Genomic DNA, 6,999 nt, shown 5'->3' on the forward strand with positions numbered 1-6,999 from the left:
CTGCTGCTCCTCGGGGTAGTCGCCGAAGAAGTAGAGGCTGAAGTCCGGCCCCGGGCCCGGGAGGCGGGCGGCGGAGGAGGAGACCGGGACGGGCGGCGGAACGGGTGCGGTGGCCGTACCGGCGGGTGGCCCGGCCGAACCCGCTGCCGGGACCGTGGCGGCGGGCGCCCGGGACGCGGGGCCGCCGGGAGCGGCGCTGCCCGCCGGTGCCGGTCCGCCGGTTCCGCTGCCGGAACCGGGGGTGGGCTGCTGAGACGCAGGGTCCGGGAGGGGAGCCCCGGGGCGGGACTCCCCGGGGTGCGGCGGGCGGGCGGAGGCGGCTCCGGGTGGCGATGCCGAGGGCTCGGGAGCAGGGGCGCCGCCGGGGGATGTCGCGGCAGCGGCGGCCGGTGGCCGGACGGACGCACCGGCCGGACCCGGAACACCGGAGCCGGGCTGCACCGGGCGCGCCGGGCGGACGGAGGCGGCTCCGGTCGGGGACGCCGGGGGCTCGGGCGGCTGAACGCCGCCGGGCGCCGGACCGGTTGCCACGAGGTCGAGCTGGCGGGACATCAGCTGGGTCACCTGGTCGATCAGGTGACGCGTCGTGTGCAACTGCTCGGTGAGGAGTCGCGCGACCGCTTCCTGGCCGTGGCCCTGGCCGTGGCCGTCGGCCGACGTGCCGGGCGCGCCGGGCACGGGGGGCGCGGGTTCGCCGGGGACCGGTCCCCCGGCCGTGCCGGGCCGCGGGTCACCGCCGGTGTGCGGCTCGTCCGGCCGGGCTGCGGCTGTCTCCCCGTCAGCTCGCGCGGCGAGCGGCGAGGCCGTCCCGGCGGCCGGGGCCGTCGCCGAGCCGTCCGGCTCCGGAGCGGGGCGCGGCTGCGGCACCGGCTCATCGGCGGCAGCGGTCGGCGGGGCGGGCTGCGGCCGGGCGGCCTCCTGCGGCCCACCGGCGGTGGCGTCGGCGCGTGCCGTGATGAGCGCGGTGAGGCGTTCCGGGGTGTCGGCGTCCGCGAACAGCTCGCGCACCGGGACGCGTACCCCGTAGCGCTGCTCCAGCTCGGCGGTCATGCCCATGAGGGCAAGGGAGTCCGCGCCCAGCGCGAAGAACGACGCGTCCGGTGCCACCTCCGCCGGCTCCACACCGAGCTTGCGCGCGGTCAGCGCGCGGACGTCGGCCAGGACGGGGCCGGAGTCGCTGACCGGCTCGTTCACGGTCCTGTCCCCTTGCGTGCGGGAGCCCGTGGGCTCCGGGGCCGAAGCGGTGCCTTCGGTGGATCCGGTGCTGTGTTCCGCGGATGCGGGCATGGCGGACGCGGCCGGGATGCTCGGTGCGCTCGGTGGTGCGGGTCGGCGCGCCGACCCGCCCGGGGGACGCGGCTGGTCCGGCGCACCGGGAGGCGCGGCTGCCGGGACGGTCGATCCACCCGGCGCTTCCGGAGCGGCCGGTGCGGTCGCAGGAGCGGGATCAACCGAGTCGGTTGGGTGCGCCGGACGGTCCGGTGCCGCCCGGTCGGCGGCCGGGCGGGCGTCCTTCTCCCAGGCCGGGAAGGTCCGGGGGCGGAGGGGGTGGCCGGGCAGAGGAACGCGCGAGCCGGTGTGCGGCCAGGCGTGCCGGGGGATGTCGTGGCCCCGGCGGTACAGCTCGGCCAGGGCCGGGAGGTAACCGGAGAGCCACCGGCTGTCCGGGACGCAGTGCCGGCCGAGGCCGGACAGGGTGGCGCCGGGGCCGATCTCCAGGTAGTCGTCGACGCGTTCGCGGGCGGCCGTGGCCATCGCCAGATCGAACCGGACCGGCCGGCGGGCATGACGGACGAGATGTTCGGCGTCGGGTACCCAGCCGACCGGACGTATCTCGCCGTCCACTCCGCTGATCAGCGGGATCCGCAGCGGTGTGAAGGTCACCGCCTCGGCGTGTGCCCGGAAGGCCTCCAGTGCCCGGTCGAGCATCGCCGAGTGGAAGGCGCGTCGCACCGGCAGGGTGCGCGTCTGGACGCCTTCGGCCTCCAGCAGGCGCCGGGCCTCGGCCACGGCGGGCCGCGGGCCGGACAGGACGGTGGAGCGCGGGCCGTTGACGGCGGCCACGTCCACGCCGGTGGCGCGCGCGACGCGTTCGGCGGTGGCGAGGTCGGCGCGCAGGGCCAGGGCCGCGCCGGGCGCGGCCAGTTCGCGCATCAGGCGTCCGCGTACGGTCGTGAGGGCCAGTCCGTCCGCCGGGGACAGGCCGCCTGCTGTGCAGAGCGCCGCGTACTCGCCGAGGCTGTGGGCCAGGACCAGCTCGGGCCGGATACCGAGGGCCGTCCAGCGCTGCGCCAGCGCCAGTTGGGCGCTGAAGAGGGCGGCCTGGTCCTCTCCCCCGCTGCCCTCGGCCGCGCCGTCGCCGCCGAGGGCGAGTTCGGCGGTGAGTGCCTCCAGCGTGCCGGGCGGCGCGCCCTGTCCGGAGAAGGCGAAGACCGTCCGTCCGAGGGGCGGGGCGGGGGCGGGGGCCGGGGACCCGAGGGCCTCGATCAGCTCCCCGAGGGTGGTGCCGGTGACGGCGTGGCGGGCGCCCCGGTGGTGGTGGCGGCCCAGGGCCAGGGTGGTGGCCACGTCGGCGGGGGCCAGGTCCGGGTGGTCGCGCAGGTGCTGGGCGAGGGCCGCGGCGAGGTCGGAGAGGGCGGACGCGTCCCGGGCGGAGAGCGGCAGGAGGACCGTTCCCGCCGGTCCCCGCGGCTGTGCTGGTGGCGGGGCCTCTTCCAGGATCACGTGCGCGTTGGTGCCGCCCACGCCCAGCGCGCTCACCCCGGCCCGGCGCGGGGTGTCCGGCGGCGGTTGCCAGGGGCGGCGGCGGGTGGCCAGGGTGAGCGGGCCGCCGGTCAGGGGCAGCGCGGGGTGCGGGGTCTCCAGATGGAGGGTGGGCAGCAGGGTGCGGTGGCGCAGCATCAGCACGGTTTTGATCAGCCCGGCCATGCCGGCGCAGGTGTCCAGGTGGCCGATGCCGGACTTGACGGAGCCCACAGCGCAGAAGCCGGTCCGGTCGGTGCCCTCGCCGAGGGCGCGGGCCAGGGCCTCGAACTCCACCGGGTCGCCGAGGGCGGTGCCGGTGCCGTGGGCCTCGACGTAGGAGACGGTCTCACCGGCGATGCCGGCCGCCCGCAGCGCGTCGCGGACGACGGCGGTCTGGCCCGCCACGCCGGGGGCGCTGAAGCCGACCTTGGCCGCCCCGTCGTTGTTGACCGCGGAACCCAGGAGCACGGCGTGCACCGTGTCGCCGTCGGCGAGGGCCCGGTCGAGGCGTTTGAGCACGACGGCGGCCACGCCGTTGCCGCCGACGGTGCCGTCGGCCGCCGCGTCGAAGGGGCGGCAGCGTCCGCTGGGCGAGAGGATCGAGCCGGGGTGCGGGCGGTAGCCGGTGTCCTGCGCGGGGTGGACGGCGGCGGCTCCGGCCAGGGCCACGTCGGCGTCGCCGCTGAGCAGGGCCTGGGCGGCGAGGTGCACCGCCACCAGGGCGGAGGAGCAGGCGGTCTGGACGCCGATGGCCGGGCCGGTGAGCCCGAGGCGGTAGGCGACACGGGTGGCGAGGAAGTCGGGCTGCGTGCCGAGCGCCCGCTGCATCGCCTCGACCGGATCGGCGGCCGTGGGGTCCGCCGGGCCGGGCCCGGGACCCTGATGGCCGTACAGCTGCATGCCGCTCCCGGCGAACACCGCCGTCCGGCCCCTGCTCTCCTCGCCGCCCGCGTGACCGCTGTGCTCCAGCGCGCGGTGGCAGATCTCCAGGAACAGCCGCTGGGCGGGATGGGTGTGGCCGGCTTCGCGCGGGGTGATGCCGAAGAAGTCGGCGTCGAAGGCGTCGATGTCCTGGATCGTGCCCATGACGCGGACCCGCTCGCCGTCCGGCGGGGACGGGAACCTGCGGACGCTGTCCACTCCGTCGTGCAGGTTGCGCCAGTAGGTGTCGATGTCGGGGGCCCCGGGGAACCGCGCCGCCATGCCGATGACCGCGATCCGCCGGTCGGCGCCCCCGGTCGGCGCGGATGCGCCCGACGCGTCGGCGCCCGGGTCGGTGGCAGCCGGGGCAGCGGTGTCCGGAGCGCCGGCGCCCGGGGCGGACGTGCCCAGGACCTCCGTCCCCGTCCCCGGCTCGGCGGCCTGCTCCGGCAGGGGGGCGGCGGCCTCCGCCAGATGGGCGGCGAGCGCCGTGACGGTCGGGTGCTCGAAGAGCGCGGTCTGTGGCACCGGCCGTTCCAGGGCCTGCTCCAGGCGGGCCCGCAGGCGCACCATGCGCACGGAGTCCAGGCCCAGTTCGTAGAAGGGGGTGTCCTCGTCGCCCGTGACCGGGCGGCCCAGGACGGCGCTCACCTCGGCGGCGGCCACGGCACGGGTGTCCGGCGGGTCGAACGCTCCGGCCAGCAGGCGTTCCAGCAGTTCGGCGCGGCGGATCTTGCCGGCCGGGGTGCGGGGGAAGCGGGCCTCGGGGACGGCGACGACCCGGTCGGCCGTGAGCCGCAGGCGTTCGAAGAGGGCGGCGCGGACGGCGCGGGCGGTCCGGTCGTCGGCGGCCGGGTCGGTGCCGCCGACGAAGAAGACGGCGAGGGTCTCGCTGCCGCCTTGCTCGCCGGGGACGCCGCAGGCGGCGACGGCGCCGGCCCGTACTCCGTCGGCCGTGGCGGCGGCCTCCTCGATCTCCTGGCAGAGCACGTTGAGGCCGTTGAGGATGATGACGTCCTTGCGGCGGCCGGTCATCACGAGCTGGCCGTCCGTCAGATAGGCGAGGTCTCCGGTGTCCAGCCAGTGGGGGCCGTCCGGGAAAGCGAGGGCGTCCGCCTCCGGGTCGTGGGCGTAGCCGGGGGTGATCCGGGGTGAGGCGACCTGGAGGCGGCCGATGTGCCGTTCGGGCAGGAGCCGGCCCTGGTCGTCCACCACCCGGATCGCCGACCGGTGGGCGGGGGCCCCGGAGGCGACGAGGGTGAGGACGGAGCGGTCGGGGGCGTCCGGCGGTGCGGGGCGGACCTCGCCCTCCAGGCTGTCGCGCAGGACGCGCTGGACGGTGCCGGGCCGGTCGAGGCGGCCCCAGGTGATGCCGGTGACGGTCTCGGTCATGCCCCAGGCGGGCACGAGGTGGTGGGCGCGCAGCCCGTAGCGGCCGGTGGCGGCGAGGAAGCGGCTCATGACGGGTTCGGTGACGCGTTCGCCGCCGCAGACCAGGGAGCGCACCCGGCTCAGGTCGCGCTCGCGCGGCGTGCCGGTGGCGGCGGCGGTGGTGAGGGCGTCGCTGACCAGCTGGAAGCCGAAGGCGGGGGCCCAGCTGTGGGTGGCGCGGTGTTCTTCGAGGAGGTCGAGCCAGCGCAGCGGGTCGGCCAGGACGGCGTCGGTGGGGGTGTGGACGTTGGTCGCGCCGGCGAACACGGCGAGCAGGTGGTAGAGGAGGAAGGCGCCGCTGTGGTCCACCGGGAGCCAGTTGAGGGTGGTGTCGCCGGGGCGGAGGTCGAGGATGCGGCGGGTGCTGGCGCCGAAGAGGGCCAGGCCGTGGTGGGTGAGCCGGACGGCCTTGGGGGTGCCGGTGCTGCCGGAGGAGAGCAGCAGCAGGGCGGTGTCGTGCCCGTCCGGGCCGGGCGGGTCGGGGACGTCCTCGTGGGCGCGGCCCGCGGCCGGGAGGGTGCCGGTGTCGACGGCGCGCAGGCCGGGGTCGGTGCGGGCGAGGCCGGTGGCGCCGGGGGCGTCGGTGAGGATCAGCGGGCCGTTCAGCAGGGCGGCGGTGCCGCGCAGCCGGGTCAGGGCCGGGGAGCCGTCCTCGGGGCGGGCGGCGATGGGGACGGGGTGGGCGCCGCCGAGGAGGCAGGCCCAGAGGGCGGGGAAGAAGGTGTCGAGGGGGAGGCCGCTGAGGACGACGGGGTCGCCGGGGCGGGTGCCGTGGGCGCGCAGGCCGGCGAGCAGCAGGCGGGCACGGGATAACAATTCGGGATACGTCAGGAGCGTGCCGCCCGAGCCGTCGGGGGCGTGGGTGATCACCCCCGCCTCGGGGGCGTCGCGCGCCGCGCGCAGCAGCGCCCGCACCGCGTCGGGTGCGTCGTCGTCGGTGAACTCCAGTTCGGGGCCCTGGTATTGGGCGTCCCGCGGTGCGCTGGTCATGTGCGCTGCTCTCCCCCTCGCCCCGGGCGGGCCGCGGTCGGGCGGCCGGTCGATGATCGCCGGGGTGGTTCTTCCTGCATGATCCAGCACATCAGCCCGCAGATAAAGGTCTGGTCAAATGCGAGGTGGGGGGCCTATTCTGGCGGAGATTCCGCCTTTCGGGGGATGGATAACTTCATGCGTTGACGACCGAGGGAAGCCGGTGCGAATCCGGCGCTGACCTGCAACCGTGTGCGGCGTACCGCGTCGCGAGTCGGATCACTCGGCTCGCCGGCGTGAACACCCGCTTCTCACTGTCACGGTCCGCAGCGTGGAGCCCTCAGCCGTCCCGGCCTGTCGGCCCCTGCCGCTTTCTTCACCGAAGAGCGCGCCAGGGGTCTTCTCGTGCGGGCGGATGCCCGGGCCCCGCCGCGCGCCGTGCCGGTCCGATGGAAAGGCATCCGATGCCCGTCGCCCGCGTCCGCGCCACGGTCGCCTGCCTGTTGCTGGCTCTGCTCGCCACGCTGTCCGGTACGGCGGCGGCCGCGGCCCCGGCCGGGCGGGCGGCGGTCGCGGGCACCCCCGGGTTCTGCCCGGACAGCAGCGGTGTCACCGTCGTGGTCGACTTCCAGCGGCTGGGCGGCGGCCGGGTCGTGCGGTGCGCGCCGGGGCCGCAGGCCGACGGGCTGGCGGCGCTGCGCAACGCCGGTTTCGAGGTGGGCGGCACCACCCGCTGGGGCGACGCGTTCATCTGCCGCATCAACGGCCGCCCGGGGGCCGACACGGAGAGCTGCGTGGACACCCCGCCCGCCACCGCGTACTGGTCGTACTGGCACGCTCCCAACGGCGGCGACTGGACGTACAGCCAGCGCGGCGCCACCTACCGCACCCCGCCCGAGGGCAGCATCGAGGGCTGGTCCTTCGTGCTGACCG

At 77.0% G+C, this 6,999-nt stretch carries 2 protein-coding genes and 1 riboswitch; of the genes, one reads left to right on the top strand and one right to left on the bottom strand.

The window, feature by feature from the left end; all coding sequences use genetic code 11:
- Positions 1–6,087: beta-ketoacyl synthase N-terminal-like domain-containing protein (locus tag ACFV5N_RS22570; protein ID WP_385602779.1), on the bottom strand; the 6,087-nt coding region annotated here is incomplete at its 3' end.
- 154 nt (positions 6,088–6,241) lie between these two features.
- A riboswitch (cobalamin riboswitch) is annotated at positions 6,242–6,372 on the top strand.
- 158 nt (positions 6,373–6,530) lie between these two features.
- Between ACFV5N_RS22570 and ACFV5N_RS22575 the strand changes: the two genes are divergently transcribed.
- Positions 6,531–6,999: flagellar hook-length control protein FliK (locus tag ACFV5N_RS22575; RefSeq protein ID WP_385602782.1), on the top strand; the 469-nt coding region annotated here is incomplete at its 3' end.

This window comes from Streptomyces sp. NPDC059853 (assembly GCF_042731495.1).
Classification (GTDB): domain Bacteria; phylum Actinomycetota; class Actinomycetes; order Streptomycetales; family Streptomycetaceae; genus Streptomyces.